The sequence below is a fragment of the Deltaproteobacteria bacterium genome, from assembly GCA_020845895.1.
Lineage (GTDB): Bacteria > Lernaellota > Lernaellaia > JACKCT01 > JACKCT01 > JADLEX01.
On record JADLEX010000060.1, the window covers coordinates 1 to 16,097 of the forward strand.

General features: G+C 65.1%; 13 protein-coding genes. 6 read left to right on the forward strand and 7 right to left on the reverse strand.

Annotated elements, in window-relative coordinates:
• Nucleotides 1-840 precede the first annotated feature (840 nt).
• Complete coding sequence (locus IT350_08525) at nucleotides 841-1,815, forward strand: hypothetical protein (GenBank protein MCC6158086.1); 975 nt, start codon at nucleotides 841-843, stop codon at nucleotides 1,813-1,815.
• Between the two features lie 240 nt (nucleotides 1,816-2,055).
• Here the strand turns inward: IT350_08525 and IT350_08530 are convergent, their stop codons facing one another.
• From IT350_08530 to IT350_08540, 3 genes are all read right to left on the reverse strand, one after another.
• Complete coding sequence (locus IT350_08530) at nucleotides 2,056-4,614, reverse strand: nucleotidyltransferase domain-containing protein (GenBank protein ID MCC6158087.1); 2,559 nt, start codon at nucleotides 4,612-4,614, stop codon at nucleotides 2,056-2,058.
• A gap of 95 nt (nucleotides 4,615-4,709) precedes the next feature.
• On the reverse strand, nucleotides 4,710-5,150 hold the full coding sequence (locus IT350_08535; GenBank protein MCC6158088.1) for a hypothetical protein: 441 nt from the start codon (nucleotides 5,148-5,150) through the stop codon (nucleotides 4,710-4,712).
• On the reverse strand, nucleotides 5,147-6,427 hold the full coding sequence (locus IT350_08540) for a hypothetical protein (protein ID MCC6158089.1): 1,281 nt from the start codon (nucleotides 6,425-6,427) through the stop codon (nucleotides 5,147-5,149). The genes IT350_08535 and IT350_08540 overlap by 4 nt, the downstream gene beginning before the upstream one ends.
• 237 nt (nucleotides 6,428-6,664) lie before the next feature.
• On the opposite strand from IT350_08540, the gene IT350_08545 reads away from it, so the two are divergent.
• Nucleotides 6,665-8,212 carry a sigma 54-interacting transcriptional regulator gene (locus IT350_08545; protein ID MCC6158090.1) on the forward strand — a complete coding sequence of 516 codons (1,548 nt, stop codon included), beginning with the start codon at nucleotides 6,665-6,667 and terminating at the stop codon, nucleotides 8,210-8,212.
• A 41-nt stretch (nucleotides 8,213-8,253) separates the two neighbouring features.
• Here the strand turns inward: IT350_08545 and IT350_08550 are convergent, their stop codons facing one another.
• Nucleotides 8,254-8,601, reverse strand: coding sequence for a DMT family protein (locus IT350_08550; protein ID MCC6158091.1), 348 nt, complete (start codon nucleotides 8,599-8,601; stop codon nucleotides 8,254-8,256).
• Between the two features lie 40 nt (nucleotides 8,602-8,641).
• Nucleotides 8,642-8,839 carry a hypothetical protein gene (locus IT350_08555; GenBank protein ID MCC6158092.1) on the reverse strand — a complete coding sequence of 66 codons (198 nt, stop codon included), beginning with the start codon at nucleotides 8,837-8,839 and terminating at the stop codon, nucleotides 8,642-8,644.
• A gap of 164 nt (nucleotides 8,840-9,003) precedes the next feature.
• Between IT350_08555 and IT350_08560 the strand changes: the two genes are divergently transcribed.
• The 4 genes from IT350_08560 to IT350_08575 all read left to right on the forward strand — a co-directional run bounded on the left by IT350_08560 (nucleotide 9,004) and on the right by IT350_08575 (nucleotide 13,471).
• The gene (locus IT350_08560) at nucleotides 9,004-10,968 is read left to right on the forward strand and encodes a hypothetical protein (GenBank protein MCC6158093.1); all 1,965 of its coding nucleotides are present in this window, start codon (nucleotides 9,004-9,006) and stop codon (nucleotides 10,966-10,968) included.
• Between the two features lie 10 nt (nucleotides 10,969-10,978).
• Nucleotides 10,979-11,428 carry a hypothetical protein gene (locus tag IT350_08565; GenBank protein ID MCC6158094.1) on the forward strand — a complete coding sequence of 150 codons (450 nt, stop codon included), beginning with the start codon at nucleotides 10,979-10,981 and terminating at the stop codon, nucleotides 11,426-11,428.
• Nucleotides 11,429-11,541: 113 nt separating this feature from the next.
• Entirely contained in the window at nucleotides 11,542-12,591 is a 1,050-nt protein-coding gene (locus IT350_08570; GenBank protein ID MCC6158095.1) for a formylglycine-generating enzyme family protein, read from the forward strand.
• Nucleotides 12,592-12,604: 13 nt separating this feature from the next.
• The gene (locus IT350_08575) at nucleotides 12,605-13,471 is read left to right on the forward strand and encodes an EamA family transporter (GenBank protein ID MCC6158096.1); all 867 of its coding nucleotides are present in this window, start codon (nucleotides 12,605-12,607) and stop codon (nucleotides 13,469-13,471) included.
• Here the strand turns inward: IT350_08575 and IT350_08580 are convergent, their stop codons facing one another.
• Both IT350_08580 and IT350_08585 read right to left on the reverse strand, forming a co-directional pair.
• Complete coding sequence (locus tag IT350_08580; GenBank protein MCC6158097.1) at nucleotides 13,472-14,809, reverse strand: hypothetical protein; 1,338 nt, start codon at nucleotides 14,807-14,809, stop codon at nucleotides 13,472-13,474. It lies immediately after the preceding gene.
• On the reverse strand, nucleotides 14,806-15,993 hold the full coding sequence (locus tag IT350_08585) for an acyl-CoA dehydrogenase family protein (protein ID MCC6158098.1): 1,188 nt from the start codon (nucleotides 15,991-15,993) through the stop codon (nucleotides 14,806-14,808). Before IT350_08585 ends, IT350_08580 begins: the two co-directional genes overlap by 4 nt.
• Nucleotides 15,994-16,097: the final 104 nt, after the last annotated feature.

A 16,097-nucleotide genomic window follows, 5' to 3' on the forward strand; every position in this document is an offset into this window, starting at 1 on the left:
GGTATCGTCCCTTCACGGCGGTCCTCCTTGGAAAAGGTCGTCCAGGTCTCGCAACCCGGACGGTAGGCAACCGCCGTTCCCTTTTCAACTTTCAACGGAATCCGGGACAGGCTCGGTCGTCATCGCGGCCTCCTCGGTTTTTTGTATCATTATTCACATTCAAGCGGGGCGCAAGAAAAACTCTCATCTCAAAGCAGTCTGTCATTCCGACCGGAGTGAAGCGGAGCGGAGGAATCCCTTAAGCAGTGAAATATAACGGGATTTCTCGACTCGGCCTGACGGCCTCGCTCGAAATGACAGGTCGCTTCGATCGAATCCGCGGATTTTTACGTCCTGCGAACGGGGCGCTAGAAAAACGCCTTTCGCACGCCTCGATCGCGGTCGCGGCATGTGGCACAGCCGCCCCCGGGCTGCGATCCAGTCGCCTTCGACACGTGGCGCAGCCGCCACCGGCTGTGGGGAACCCACTTCGCATCATCGCTCGCGACTCGCGAGCGACGATCGCGAAAACGCACGAGGCGAAGGCATACGGAGATTTTTCCAGCTAATTCATTATCGTGTCCGCGGAATTCCCCGGAATTTGGAATTCTCGCAATGGCTTCTGGGGAGATCAAGATCGGAAAGTTCGCCACTCGACGATTTCTCTGTAAGGTTTCCCCCGTGCCGCCGGTATAGAGATGGTATGAACCGAATCGCCACGAGGAACGGCCCGTCCGAAGCCCTTCTGAGATTTTCCCCGACCGCTGGGCGAAAGTTCGCCACTCGGCGTCCGACCGACACGCCACCCGATTCGGGTCCACCTGTTCCAGAAACCGCCCACAACCCCGATTGGAGAACGAAATGGAAGAACTCGTTTTGAGTAAATTGAGCGAAATCGCCGACTCGCTGCGCCGCATCGCAGACGTGCTCGAATCACAAACAAATCAAACAAAAACTGACGTAGAGAGATCTATCGCATTGGCACCCGGCACGATAACGCGAGTTGAAATTCAACCAGTGGAAAAATCCGCATTGAGCGCAGAGGCAGATTCACCTGAGTCTGAAGGCAATCGCAGTAGCACTTCAGCGGATCGCCGAAACATCATTAGAGAGTTTTTAACAAGTCGAAATATAAAAATTAAAACCGAGCCTGCGCAAGATTCCGCCGATGAGACACTGAACAAACTGGCGGTTTACATGGGATCAAAATACGGAGATATTGCAATGTTTTACAAAAAGATCAAGTCCGCCATGAATCAGGGAACCCCAATCAATTTAAACTTAAAGGATATGCCTCAAAGCACCATATCATCTACATGTCAATTGGCATACATGCTTCACGAAATTGCATTTCTCGAAGAGTATAAATACAAAAATGCGCCTTATTTTCAACTATTTGCAAGGCCAAGTCGTTTTCCAAAGGCGTTGAGCTTCTTTTCGGGCGGATGGCTTGAACGATACGGCGTCTCCGAGTCATACGAAGCTGCGCGTAGCGTGAACCCATCTATCGAATGCTCACATCTCTCCAACATTCAAATTGTGTTACCTAACGGCGATGACTTTGAACTCGATCTACTGTTCGAAGCACGGGGGTCCATACATTGGGTGGAACTAAAAACGGGATCTCACCACGAGTACATCGCAAAGTACTCCAAAATGAGTAAAATACTTAAATTGGATGTAGCGCACAGCTATATGGTCCTTACAGACGTCAGCCCCGAAACAGCGAAAACCCTCTCTGCACTGTTCAAGATGACCGTCACGAGAGCGGAAAGTTTCGAAGACGCGATCAGGTCAACAATTATTCATGATCTTGCAATTGAGGAAAAATGTTAAAACATATTTAATGAGTTTTTATCGCGAGCGCCAACATCCTCGCCAATCGTCAATGGAACTGGGTGTCTCGTGATGTCGCCCCCAAAACTACATGGGTCGCAACAAGGGCGGCCGATCAGGCACGGCACGCCGCGCGAGCGACGAAGTCGATTTTTCCGCGATCCGTCTGTCGATCTGGCGCTCGGCGTTCCCGAGCCGCGCAGCCGGGGGCGGCTGTGCCACATCCCGACACGGGATACATCACCCCACCGCGGCCGACAGGTGTTCGCGAAGTTCGCGGGCGCGGCGACCCGTCACCTTTTCGCCGCCGGCGTCGGTGACGTAGAAGGCGTCGATCGCGCGGCCTGCGATGGTGTTCACCTTGGCAAGGTGGATCGTCAGGCCGAACTCGAAGATCGCGTTCGTCACGCGATAGAGCAGCCCCGGTCGATCCGCCGTCCACACCTCCACCACCGTCTTGCGTGCCGCGCCGTGGTTGTCGATACGCACCTCCGTCGCCACGTGCGGATTCGCGCCGCGCACGAGAATCCTTTTCGCCCCCGCCGCGATCAGCTCCTCCACCGTTCGCTCACCCGACAACACCGCGCGCAGATCGATCGTCAGGCGCTTTTCCAGCGTACCCGGCTCGATGCCCTCGACGCGGGGGATGAACTGCACCGTGTCCAGCGCGAGGCCGCGCGCCGTGTTGAACGCCTGCACGCCCAGAATGTTGAGGTTCTGCGCCGCGAAGACCCCCGCCACACGCGCCAGGAACCCGGGCGCGTCCGGGGCGCAGACCGTCGCATCCCACGGGTCATCCTCCGCTCCCGCACCGCTCTCTTTCGACGCTCCGCGAGACACCCGCACCACCGGCTCTTCCAGTTCGGCGTACGTCGCGAGCGCGTCGAGGTGGCGGCGCGCGGTCGTTTCGCTGAGCCACGCGGGGTGCTCACGCTCCATCTGCGCGAAGTAGTTGTCGCGAAGCGCCTCGGTGCCCACGTCGGCGACGGCACTCGCCACGGCGCGCACCACGCTCTCGTGATCGCGGCGCGCGGAGCCGTGCGTCATGATCGACATGGTGTCGGCGTGCAGGGCGCGCAGCAGGTCGGCGCGCCAGCCGGTCCACACGCCGGGTCCCACCGCGCGCATGTCGCAGTAGGTGATGACGTAGAGCGCGTCCAGACTGCCCCGGTCGCCCGCCATGCGTTCGGCAAGTTCGCGGCAGACGGACGGGTCCTCGATGTCGCGGGTGTGCGCCGCGCGCGCCAGCGATTCGTGCTCGCGCACGAGACGCACCACGAAATCGGTCTCGTCTTCGGAAAGCCCGAGGCGCAGACACACCACCGGGGCCATGCGCGCGCCGCGGTCCAGGTGGCCGGGGCCGCCGACCTTGCCGGAATCGTGGAGCAGCAGCGCGAGACGCACGAGGTCGGGGCGGCGCAGCGCGGGCGCGATCTCGACCAGCGGCGACGGGCCGAGCTTCGCGCGCAGGCGGTCGAAAAATCCGATCGCGATGAGCGTGTGCTCGTCGGCGGGATAGCTGTGGAAGACGTCGTAGGGTACGAGCCCGCGAAGGTCGCCGAAGGGCGGAATGTACGCGCCGAGCAGCCCGATGGAGTGCAGCGCGCGCAGCGCGTCGCCCGCCCATTCGCGCCCGAGCAGGTCCAGAAACGCGCGCGCGGTTTCGGCGTCCTCGCGGGCGTCGTCGTCCACCGTGGCGGCGAGACCCGCGAGGCGCGACTTGGTGCGCTCCGAGAGGAATAACCCCGTTCCCGCGAGGCGCGCCATGGCCGCGAAGACCTCGGCGCGCGGCGCGCGGGCGAATCGCTCCTCGGGCAAAAACAGCAGATCGCCGCACGCGGCCGCGCCGGGGGCGATGTCGTCGCGCGGCGCGAGATCGGACGCGGGCACGTCGGCCTCGGCCACGCGATGCGCGAAGCGCGTGATGCGGTCCGCCGCGGCGAAATAATCCTTGAGCATGGCCTTGGCCGCCTCGGCCTCGCCCGCGCCCTGATAGCCGAGCAGGATTGCCGCCTCGGGCTGCACCGCCGTGCGCAGCACGTCCATCGGCCCGCGCTCGCGGAACTGCGCCTCGTGGCGAAGACGCAACAAAAAGTCCACGGCCTGACGCAGCTCGACGAGGCCCACGCGCGTCGCCGCGCCGCGCTCGATCAGCATCGCGTCGAGATCGCCGCGCCCCCAGCGCGCCTGCGCGCTCCACACGGCGATCTGGTAATCGCGCATCCCGCCGGGAGAGTTTTTCACGTCGGGCTCGAGCACGTGCACCGTGGGGGGATAGTCGGGATCGACCGACGGCGCGGCGCGGCGCGGAATGCGTCCCGCGTAGTCGCCCGCGGCAATGGCGAGGTCGAGCCGCGCGTCGAGCGCTCGCGCGAGCGAGGCGTCGCCGGCCACGAAGTGCGCGTCGAGCAGCGCGGTGAGGGCTTCGGCGTCCTCGCGCGCGCGCTCCAGCATCTGGACAATGGTGCCGAACTGCTGCCCGGTCTTCACCTTCGCGTCCCAGAGCGGGTAGAGCATTTTTTCGGCGGCGGCTTCGGCGTCGGACTTGATTGCTGTTTCGGGAAGCAGCAGGACGAAATCGACGTCGGACCACGGCGATGCGTCGCCGCGCCCGACCGAGCCCGTCGCGCACAGCGCCGCGCCCATGGCGTCCGCGCCCGACGCGGCGAAGAGGTCGGCCAGCTCGCGCCGCCACCACCGCGCGAAGCGCGCGCCGATGGCGAAGCCGCCGTCGCCGCGCCGATGCGCCGTACGCAGCCGTTCGCGTTTGTGTTCGAGCCGCGTTCTCAGGTCGTCCACGCGCGCTCCGCGTTGCAGAGATTCTCACACATCCCATAGGGGACGGCGGCGGCGTTGGCAAGAGCGCGGCTCGGAAACGACATCGGTGGAAGACGCTAAGGGATCCGTACCTCGACGGAATCGACCGCGACCTTCGTCCGGTCCGCCTCGTCGTATTTCAGATTGACGCGCGCGCCGGGCTGGAACTGCGGCAGATAGACCGGCGAGATGATCATCTTCGTCTCGGTCTCGTATGGGTCGCCGCCCTTGGGCTCGACACGCACCTTCAGAATCACCTGCGGTTGTTCGTTGTAGCGATTTCCCGTGTCCTCGATGCCGATGATCACGCCCTTCGCCTCGACGCCGGTCTTTAGCAACTCATCGCGTTCGCATTCGGGCGCGAGAAACGAAAAGAGCGTCACGCCCACCACGGCGGCGCCGAAGAGCACGACACTCACGCCCAGCGCCACACCCCTGAACGGGCTGATACGCTTCTCGCCGGAAAGGTCGGTCGTATGGCTCTTCCCGGGTTCGATCGGTTCGGGCATGCCGGTCATGGGGCGGGCTCCTCGGGCGTCATGCGCAGGGTGAGGTTGTAGCGTCGATCGGTCAGCGCGTCGGCTTCGAATGCGCCGACGGGCAGGACCGTGAGAACGAGGACTTTCGATTCCCCGACGGCCAGGTCGATGACGGGATGCGCGTCCAGATTCAACACATCGCCGTCGGCCCCGTCGCCGGGAATGATTTGCGCGGCGACGCGCGCGGATTCGTCGCCCGGGCCGCCCACTGCGACGGCCACGGCGGCGGGATCCAGGGCGCCGCGACGGATCTCGATGTACGCGGAGCCGAGCATCATCGGCGCGGGCCGAATTCGAAGCTGCGTCGCGTCGGTGCGGACACGCTGCGTCGGCGCGAGATCGGCCTCGGGCAAGAACGGGATCTGGTTTTTGTCGTCGGTCCACGCGCGGAAATGCGCGCCGTCGTCGCGCGAGCCCGCGTACCACCGCCAGCGCGCGAACGTGACGACGGAATCCAGGAAATTCGCGCCCGTGCGTTCGCCGAGCAGCGCGTCGATCGCGTCGACATAATCCGGTTCGTTGGAAAATGGATCGGGATCGTTTCGCGAACGGCGCCAGACCTCGGCGAGAAAATCGTCTTCGCCGCCGAAATACGCATCGCGCAACCCGTGCAGATACAGCGCCGCGCCGTACATGAACCATGTGCGGTAATTGTCGTAACGCAGCAGCGACCAATCCGGGTGCGCCTGAAAATCGGCGACGCATTCGGCGCAGGGAAAATCGAACATCTCCTCAATGTACGTCGCACTCATCTCGAACGACACCCCGATTTCATACCAATCGTCCGCTGCCTGGCTCGCATGATGGAATTCGTGGCCGACCAGGCTCGGCAGCAAATCGCCGCCGTACGGACCCCACGGATCCAGCAGCATGAAACTCGGCCGTCCGCCCCACGCGGTCACGATGCTCTCGGAGGCGATGTCCACGTAGCAGCCGATGTTGCCCTTCCACAAAAACACATCGAACGCGTCATCGGGGCCGCACGCGCCGCCGTCGGGGGGCGGTTCGGTGAAGCCGAGTTCATCGATTTCGAGCGCCCAAGCGTCTTCCAGAAAACGCAGCGCGTCCCGCGCGACGGGCTCCTCGTCCGGCCCGCGAAAGTGCACGATCACGGGCCGGGTGAGCGATCGGATCGAGAGCGGCCAGTACCGCGGCGCCGCGCAAGGACGCGTCCAAGGCGGAATGTCCGCGAGACCGTCGTCGTCGGTGCTCGACGTGTCGTCGTCCGCGACATCGTCATCGATGACGTCAATCACCGAGGGTGTCTCCTGATCGCCGGGTGAACGCGAGCCGTCATACGCGCACCCCGCGCAGAGTGCGAGACAAACAACTAGCGCAACGACAACGCGGTTCACAAGGGACCTCGATCCACGCGAATGTCCTCAAGATACCCGGCTCGGCGCGACGCGCAAGTCGAACTGCTCGCGGGCGTTGTGCGCGCGGAGAAAATCGACGTAAATGGTCGCACACAAATACTTTGGAGGCGCGGCGGCATGGCCCGTGTCGAAATTCGAAAGAACGGCGTTTGCCTCGGCGATGTGAACGTCGCCGATGACGGCCTCGCGATCGGCGGCGGCAAAGTCGACGACGTGCGTCTCGCGGACGTGCCGACAGGAGAGCGGATTCGCGTACTCTCGGTCGACGGGCGCGTCGAGATCGAGTCCGCGATCGGCGGCCCACGAACACTGCTCGCCGGGGAATTCGTCGCGCTCGGCCCGTACGAAATCGGCGCCGAGTCGGGCGTCGCAACGCCGCCGCGCGTGCCGACCCGCGTCCTGTCCTTCGATCCCGCGAGCCGGAAACTCACCACACGCGAGCGCGTCCTCGAAATTCGCGAGGGCGGCTCCGCGCGCGAATGGTCGATCCCCGACGGGCGCGCGATCGCCGGAAAAGACGCCTCGTGCGACCTCGTTCTCGGCGACGCCTACGTTTCCGCGCGACACCTCGCGATCGACGCCTTCGCGGACCGCGTCGAGTTTCGCGATCTGGGCAGCCGCAACGGCACGACGCAGGGCGGCGCGCGCGTCACGGGCGGCGAATGGGCCGCCGGCCGCACGCTCACCGTGGGCCGCACGACGCTCACGCTGCGTTCGCGCGAGAGCGGTGAGACGCTCGCGGCGGGCGATCGGCGCGTGCCGGGGCTCGTGGGCGACGACGCGGCCATCCGCGAACTGGGCGAGCTCGTGCACCGGGTCGCGCCGCTCGATGTCACCGTGCTCGTGCGCGGCGAGACCGGCACGGGCAAGGAACTCGTGGCGCGGGCGGTTCACGAACTGTCGCGGAGGGCGGCTGGACCCTTCGTCGCGCTCAACTGCGCCACCGTGCCGCGCGATCTGTTCGAATCGGAACTTTTCGGCCACGTGCGCGGCGCGTTCTCGGGCGCGGTGCGCGACCGGCGCGGCATGTTCGCCCTCGCGCACGGCGGCACGCTGTTTCTCGACGAGATCGGTGAGCTGCCGCTGGATGTGCAGGCGCGGCTGCTGCGTGTGCTCGACGATCGGCGCGTGCGTCCCGTGGGCGGCGAAACGCCGGTGGCCTGCGACGTGCGCGTGGTGGCGGCGACGCACCGCGATCTCGAACGCTTCGTGCGCGAGGGGCGGTTTCGCGAAGACCTGTGGTACCGGCTCAACATGGTGCCGCTGACGCTGCCGCCGCTGCGTGAACGGCTGAGCGACCTCGACGCGCTGGCGGCACATCTGATGGCCCGCGAGGCCGCCGCGCAGGGCCGCGCCGCGCCGACGCTGCTTCCCGAGACGCTCGAAGCGCTTCGCCGTCACGACTGGCCGGGCAACGTGCGCGAGCTGGCGGCGGTGTTGGCGCGCGCGATCATCCTCGCGGGCGAGGGGCCGGTCGAGCCGGGGCACGTGATGCTCTCGCCGCTGCGGCGAGACGCCGCCATCGCGATGACGCTGGAAGAGGTCGAGCGCGAAGCGGTCCGCGCGGCGCTCGCCGAAGCGCCAAGCCGGGATGCCGCCGCGAAACGCCTGGGCATCGCGCCGTCGACGCTCTACGAAAAGATCAAGAAATACGAATTGAAATAGATCGGGTGGAAGCGACTCTACCGCTCGCGCATTTCGGTCCCTCAGCGTGTCGGACCGCCGCCCAAAACCAGCACCATGCCGAGCGCGAGAAGCCCCATGCCGATGTACTGGTGATAGTGAAGCGTCTCTCGCAGAAGGAACTTTGACACGAGCACGACGCAGATGACGCCGGAGAACAGGTGGAACGCCGCCATTTGCGCGCCGGAGTACGTCCCGTAACCGAGGCGCGTCGCGAAAACGTTGAGAATGTACTCGGGCAACACGATCATCCAGCTCAATGCGAGAGCGACGAGAAACCCGCGTTCGCGGATGCGCAGATGGCCGAGCCATGCCGTCGCCATGAACGCGCCCGACAGGAAGATCATGATGGGAACGGCGATCGTTCTCATGGTCCGGTGATTCCTCGGTTCGAATTCTGATGGGCGGGTTTCAGACGTCTCGAAAGCGCCAGAAGCCGATCAGGAACACCGCGAACGCGACGAACCAGCCGACGAAGAATCCCCATGGCAGTTCCCAAGAGACGATGAGTTCCAGAAAGAACGCCCATCCGACGAATGACATAATACCGGTATACCAATCGAAGAATCGGCGGCCCTTTTTTCGTTTCGCGAGGATCTCGTCCGACATCGTCACCTCCCGCGCCATTTCACGGCTCCAACCTAACATCGCCGGTTGCCGCGCGACAAGTCGAACTCCAAACGGCTTTTTTGCCGCGCCGCCATCTGGATTGTCCTTTGCGTCGGGACTATGATCCTCCACGGTTTGGAGGGAGACCCATGCGGATTTCTTGCTTGACTCTGATAGCGCTGGTTGCGTTCGCCGGATTCGGCCTCGCCGGATGCGGTTGCGGCGACGACGACGATGATGACGGCGGCGGCTCGGACGACGACCTGACCGATGACGACGCGACGGATGACGACGCGGATGACGATTCGGCCGATGACGACGTCGACGATGATACGGGCGACGACGACACGGCGGACGATGACACAGCGGACGATGATACCGCCGATGACGATACTGCGGACGACGACACGGCGGACGACGACACGGCTGATGACGACACGGCTGATGACGACACGGCTGATGACGACACGGCTGATGACGACACGGCTGATGACGACACCGCCGATGACGATACGGGCGACGACGACACCGTGGCCGACGACTGCTCGGTGCCGCTCGAAGACCCCATCGACGCGGGTTCGCATACGGCAACCCTCTACGAATACGGCGACGAGACCGACCCCGACGCGCGCACCACGCCCGTCGGCGCGTATTTCTGGTTCGCCGACCCCTATGTGACCATCGTCCGCGGCATCAGGATGAGCGCGGTGCCCCTGCACGGCCTGGGACATATTCCCGACGGCGCGGGCCCGTTTCCGCTCGTGCTCATCGTGCACGGCAATCACTCGGCGTCGGAACTGTCGTACCCCGGTTATCAGTACCTCACCGAGCATCTGGCTACGCACGGCATGATCGCGATCTCCGTCGAGGAGGACTTCCTGAACGGCGGCGTGAGCGGCGAGATGGACGCGCGCGGCATCGTGCTGCTGCGTCACCTGCAACTGTTCCGCGAATGGAACGCCGATTCGGACCACCCGCTTTTCGGCAAGATCGACATGAACAAGATCGGGCTCGCGGGCCATTCCCGCGGCGGCGAAGCGGTCACCGTGGCGTGGCAGTTCAACACCACCAAGCACAACGCGGGCGATCCGCTGCACAACTTCAACTTCAACATCCGGTCGCTTTTCGCCATCGCGCCGGTGGACGGTCAGATCGGCCTGTTCAACGACATCGTGCCGCGCGACGTGGACTACTTCATCATGCACGGCAGCCACGACGGCGACGTGTCCGATTTCCAGGGCCACCAATGTTACGACCGCGCGCTGCCCGTGGACGAGGCGACGACGGGCGAAAAGGGGCTGCTGTTCGTGCAGGGCGCGAATCACGGCCAGTGGAACACCGTGTGGGCGCCGGCGGGAGATCCGTCGCCGCCGGGCGACGTGTCCGTTCCGCTGATTTCCGCACAGGATCAACAGGACGTCGGCCAGATTTTCATGACGGCGTGGTTCCGCTGGACGCTGCTGGGCCGGGGCTGCTATCGCCACATGGCGGCGGGCGAGGTCGAGTTTCCCTCGTTCCCGTCGAGCGCGCCGCTGAATCGCCAGTATCAAAACGCCGAACGCGTCTTCCTCGACCACTATCAGGAGGACACGAGCCTCGCGACGGGCTCGTACGCGGGCGTGACCAACGCCAATCAGGACTTCGACGCCATCGCCGAGCAGGTCATGTCGTGGGGCACTCCCGGCAATTTTCCCGGCTCCACCCGCGGCCTCGTGTTCGCGTGGGATGGCGGCGGCAAGTACACCGTGACGCTGCCGACGATCACCGACCCCGCCGTGGACGAGATGGATATGCTCGCCCTGCGTGCCGGTCAGGTGAACGAGGCGGTGGACGATTACAACACGCTCGGCGAGTCGCGCGACTTTTCGGTGAGCGTGGTGGTGGACAGCGTCGAGAGCGACCCGGTGCTCGCGAGCGAATATCGCGACCTGATTTCGCAGGCACGGGTCGAGATGCAGTTCTGGGGCGACATCTCGATGTCGGTGCAGGACACGGTGCGCATCCCGCTGGCCGATTTCAACGGCGGCTCGGATCTGCTGCCGTCGGAAATCGAGTCGATCATCTTCGAGTTCGATCAGGACGCCACCGGCGCCATGGGTCTCGACGAGATCCAGTTCACGAAAGATTGAGGGGGCGGACATGCGCAGCTTCATCGTCATCATGATCGCGACCGCCCTGGCGCTGTCGGCCTCGTTCGCGTCGGCCAAGACCTTCGCGGCGCCCGAGTTCACGTCGGTGGACGTGGCCCTCGTCAAACTGCCCTTCGCCGTCGAACGCCCGGCCGGGCCTGCCGGCGGATCAAAATCGTACACGCACGGCTATCTCGTGCGTCTGCATGGGACGCACTTCCCCGCGACCGCCGTGGTTTGGCAGCTCTGGTTCGGCGACACGCGCATCGAGGAATACGGCTCGTTCGACGGCGGCGCGTATTTCGTGGTGTACGAACGGGCCGAGCTCGACGCGCTCGCTGGCAAACCGATTCGTGTCTCGATTCGCGCGGGCGAGTTTCACCCGTCGCCGGCGAAGCTCGTCGTTTCGGGCGTGGAGGGCGCGGCGTTGCCGTTTGACGAGGCATTGCGACGCAAGTGAGGACACGCATTCCTCGGATCCGGTCCTCGCGGCGCGGGCAAACGCATGATGGTCGCCTCATCCCGCGGCTTGCGTGAAATGGTCGCGTCGTGAAACCCTTGCGGGAGTGCGTGATGCGCGGTGTTTGGACATCGGCGATCTGGGCGATGGTTCTAGCCGTGACGCTGGCGGCATCGGCCGCTTCGTGTGGTGACGACGACGACGCCACCACGCTGCAAGGAGGATCGGGCGACGACGACGATGACGACGCGGGCGGCATCCCCGACGACGACGCGACCGACGACGACGCGACCGACGACGACACCGTCGATGACGATGCGGACGACGATGACGACGACACAACCGATCCGACGCAGGTCACCGTCCAGTCCAGCGTCTTTTTCATGGGCTGCGAACCCGAGGATTCGTCGTGCGCCGACGACGAGAAACCCCGGCACGAGGTCTTCGTCTTCGAGTTCGTCATCGACGTGAACGAGGTGACGAACGCGGACTTTCTGACGTTCCTTCTGGTCGAGAATCCCGAAAACGACTGTGATGGGTTCACGTGCGTCGGATCGGCGCACGACGGCGGCGATCCGTATCAGGGCCTGTATCTCGACGGCGAGGAATGGGCGATCGACGCGGGTTACGAAGATCGGCCCGCGGTCGGCGTGAGCTGGTACGGGGCGAACGCGTACTGCGTTGCCCAGAGCCGCCGTTTGCCGACCGAGGCCGAATGGGAGAAGGCGGCCAAGGGCGGATTCGAGCACAGAATCTTTCCCTGGAGCGACACGTTCGAGTCGAACGCGCTCAATTACCTGTCGAACGGCGATCCATTCGAGGCGGGTTCCGCGCCGCGCACCACTCCGGTCGGATATTTCAACGGGGAGGAGCACGACGGCTATCAAACGACCGACGGACGCAGTCCCTACGGCCTTCACGACATGCTGGGGAACGCGGCGGAATGGGTCGGCGATTATTACGGCCCTGAATACTACAACGACACGCCCGACGGCGGCTGGCAGAATCCGACCGGGCCAGATTCCGGCGCCGAGAAGGTGATTCGCGGTTCGGCGTGGACGTCGGTGGACGAGACCATCACCCGCAGCACGCGGCGCGACCATTTCGCGCCCGAATCGCCGGGCATCTCGGCTTTCGGATTCCGATGCGTGCACAATCCGTGACGACCGTCCCCGCGTGACTCCCATTCTCTTCACCATCGCCGCCAGCCTGTGCTGGGGCACGGGCACCGTCCTGCAAAAGCACGGGATGGCGACCGCGTTCCCCCACATCGCGCTGCGCGACGTCTTTCGCCGCATCGGCGAGATCCTCCGCGCCCTCGTCGCCAATCGCCTCTGGTTGGTGGGTCTGGCGATCATGCTCACGGGCAACGCCTGCTTCGCCATGGCGCTGGGATCGGGCGATATCGCGCTCGTTCAGCCGCTCACGAACGTCACGAGCGTGGTGGCGCTCGCGTGCGGGGTGATCTTTCTGCGCGAGCGCGTGCGCGGCGCCGAGGTCGCCGGCATCGCCCTCATCCTCGCCGGCGTCGTCGTCGTCACGGCCTTCGCCGGAGCGCCGTCGTCCCACATGCCCTCGACCGCCGGGCTCGCCGCCTTCGCGCTCGGGACGGTCGTGGCCGCAAGCGCCGCCGTGGCACTGCGGCGCGCGGGCGCGTCCGCCGAGTTCTCCCTTTCGGTCGCGTCGGGTATCGTTTTCGGCCTCGGCAACCTGATGGGAAAACTGCTCACCCAGCGCGCGGTGGCGGAGGCGGGCGAGCCCTTCAGCCTCGTGCGCGCGGACATCCTGATTTCCCTCCTCACCGATTTCCCGGTCTTCCTCGTCATCGCCGCGACCGCGGTGGGCGGCGTGTTCCAGCACACCGCCTACGCGCACGGTCGCGCGGGCGTGGTCACGCCCCTCGTCACGATCATGTCCAACATGATTCCGCTGGCGGCGGCGGTCACGATCTTCGGAGAGACAGTGCGTATCGAGCAGTTCGCGGGGGTCGGCGGCATCTTCGCGGGCACGTTCGTGCTCGCGCGGGCCTCTCGGTCGGCGTAATCAGCCGTCGCCGATTTCCTCGTCGATCGCGCGCAAATACGCCTCGACCGTTTCGGGGGCGAGCGCGCCCGCGTCGAATCCGCACGAGACCGTGAGCGTGCCGCGGTAACCGGAAACGCCCAGCACCTGTACCAGCGCATCGCCACGCGGGACCATCATCTCGGCCTCCGTCGGCGCGAGGCCGTCGAATTGAGGCACCGGCGCGAATTCCCCCATGTTCGTCAAAGCGACGGGCGAGTTGCCGCTCGTCCACAACCACACGAGCATTTTTCGCGTGATTCGGGAATACACGCCGTGCGGCGAGCCGAGCGTGCTCAGATAGCCGCCGAGCAGGAACGGGCGGCCGATGTGGTTTTCTTTCGCGTGATCGACCTGCCTTTTCACCTCGCGGATCGTGTCGGCGAGCGTCGCGCCCACGTCACGGCCCAGGTGCACCCAGTAAAACGAGCTGAGATTGCACGGCGCGCCCGCACGTTTGCCGGGCAGATAGCGTCGCAAGTCCACGGTGCCGAGCAGCCGGTACGCCGCATCGGGTGCGGGGTTCGGAACGAGCTTTGCGAGGGCGCGCAGCGCAGCCGCGACGAGCACGTCGTTGAGCGTCGCACGCATCGGCGCTCCCGCCCGACGCATCGCCTCCACGCGCGACTCGTCGAGGCGCAGTAATCGATAGGCCGCGTCGCCGTTGCCGTCGCCCGCGCGCGGCAAACGCACGCTGCGAAAGGGTCGGACGCTGGCGCGCATCTCGATGGTGTAGCGCCTGAGCACCGCGAGGAATCCGCGCCACCCGATTCCGCGGTAAACTTGACGCAACTTGCGCGAGCCGGTGTTCACCGCCGGAACGTGCCGGGGATCGAGCGCGAGGGCGGAGTAGATCTCGGCAACGCGCAGCGCGAGTTCGCGCGAGCCGCCCGCGTCGACTACGACGTGGCCGCTCTTGAGCACGAGGCGGTCTCCGCCCGGTGCGCGGACGATCAACGCGGAGATTTGCGGATTCGCGAGTTCGTCGCGGTCGCCGATCCAATAGTCGTGTTCGATCGCGTCGGCCTCGGCCTCGTCGCGGGCGTCTTTCGTCACGACCCACGGATACGCGTCGAGCTCGGCGGGCGCGAAACGCCGCCAGTATGGAAACGCGAAACTCGGCACGAGCCGCGCGCCGACGACCGGTTCAGCGTCGGCCAGCAGACGCAGCGCGCGAGCGAGGCGATCCGCGTCGATGCGCGCATCGAATCGGTATCGGATGTGAATGTGCGGCATGGTCAAACGGCGCAGCACGTGGTTGCCGACGTCGCCGTAGTAAGCCGGAATTTTGTCGTGGATGGCGGGCCGGCTCGCGGTCACAGGAGTTTCCAGATCACTTCTTTCATGATCTCGGTGGTGCCGCCGCCGATCGCCAGAATTCGCGCGTCGCGATAGAGCCGCTCGACACCGAACTCCGTCGCGTAGCCGTAACCGCCGAGAATCTGGATCGCCTCGCGGCAGACGTATTCCGCCGTTTCGGCGGCGAAATTCTTGGCCATCGAGACCTCTTTCACGGCGTATTCGCCGTCGCGCAGCCGCGCGGCGAGCCGGTAGTTGTATTCGCGCGAAATCTCGACGCGCGTCGCCATGTCCACCAGCTTGTGCCGCGTGACCTGAAATCCCGCGATCGACCGCCCGAACGCCTCGCGCTCGTCGGCGTAGCGCCGCGCGCGTCGATAGGCGAGGTCGGCGATGGCGTGACCCATGACGGCGAGCGCCAGACGCTCGTTCTGGAAGTTGCGCATGATGCCGATGAACCCCGCGCCCTCGCCGCCGAGCAGATTTTCGGCGGGTACGCGGCAGTCCTCGAAGACGAGCTCGGCGGTGTCCGACGCGCACCAACCCATCTTGTCGATCTTGCGCGACACCCGAAAACCCGGCGTGCCGCGCTCGACGACGATCAGGCTCACGCCCGCGTGGCCGGGCTCGCCGGTGCGGACCGCGACCGTCACGAGGTCGGCGCGCGTGCCGCTCGTGATAAAGGTCTTGGAGCCGCTCAGCACGTAGTGATCGCCGTCGCGCACGGCGCGCGTGGAAAGCCCCGCGACGTCTGAACCCGCACCCGGCTCGGTGATCGCGAGGGATGCGATTTTTTCGCCCGCGAGCACCGGCGGCACGAACCGCTGCTGCTGTTCGGGCGTGCCGAGCGTCAGGATGGGCGGAATCGCGATCGCGTGGCTGCCGAGTCCGGCCACGACGCCCATCGAACCCGCGTTCATCAGCTCTTCGGTGAACACGATCATGTGGAATGGATCGCCGGGCGTGCCGCCAAGTTCCTCGGGATACCCGATCCCCAGAAATCCGGCCGCCGCCGCCTTGCGATACAACTCGCGGTCGAAGATCCCCTCGGACTCCCACGTCTCGACGCGCGGCGCGACCTCGCGCTCGGTGAACGTCCGCGCACTGGCGCGCAGCAGGTCGTGCGTCTCGTCGAAATACGACTTCAACCAATTCCTCCGCGAAGTTCCCGGACGCGCTCGGTGGACGCCCGGATCATTCCCCATTCCGGCCTTGTCGTCCACCGCCGGATCTTAAACGCCTTCGAGCGAGCCCCAAGAAAAAGGGCGCCCCAATCGGGACGCCCTCTGGAATTGGGACTGATTCGGGG